This window comes from Massilia pinisoli (genome assembly GCF_024753285.1).
In the GTDB taxonomy this organism is placed as follows: domain Bacteria; phylum Pseudomonadota; class Gammaproteobacteria; order Burkholderiales; family Burkholderiaceae_D; genus Telluria; species Telluria pinisoli.
The window spans coordinates 1-672 of the sequence record NZ_JANUGW010000062.1 but is presented as its reverse complement, the minus strand read 5'-3'; the positions used below and the strand labels follow the sequence as shown (position 1 = coordinate 672).

The following is a 672-nucleotide window of genomic DNA, read 5'->3' as shown; positions in this document are numbered from 1 at the left end:
GGCTTCTTCGTGACGGCCGACTCGCTGGCCGCCAACAACATCGTGCTGGGCACCTACCGCCACATCACGGCGCCGGAATGCCGCCAGTACCTGCTGCGCCAGGCGTTCGAGGAAGCGATCCACACGCACGCGTACCAGTACATCGTGGAATCGCTGGGCCTGGACGAGAAGGAAATCTTCAACGCCTACAACGAGATCCCGTCGATCCGCGACAAGGACCAGTTCCTGATCCCGTTCATCGAGGTCATCAACGATCCGACGTTCCACACCGGCACGCTGGAAAACGACCAGAAGCTGCTGCGCTCCATCATCGTGTTTGCGTGCCTGATGGAAGGCCTGTTCTTCTACGTCGGCTTCACGCAGATCCTCGCGCTGGGCCGCCAGAACAAGATGACGGGTGCTGCCGAGCAGTACCAGTACATCCTGCGCGACGAATCGATGCACTGCAATTTCGGCATCGACCTGATCAACACGATCAAGATGGAAAACCCGCAGCTGTGGACGCCGGCGTTCCGCGACGAGATCAAGGAACTGTTCCTGAAGGCCGTCGACCTGGAATACCGCTACGCCGAAGACACGATGCCGCGCGGCGTGCTGGGCCTGAACGCAGCCATGTTCAAGGGCTACCTGCGCTTCATCGCGAACCGCCGCGCCGTCCAGATCGGCCTCGAC

The 672-nt window shown here is 61.0% G+C and carries 1 protein-coding gene; it reads left to right on the top strand.

Going from position 1 to position 672, the window contains the following annotated elements; all coding sequences use genetic code 11:
• The coding region (locus NX784_RS28740; RefSeq protein ID WP_258820087.1) for a ribonucleotide-diphosphate reductase subunit beta at nucleotides 1-672 on the top strand (672 nt) is incomplete at both ends.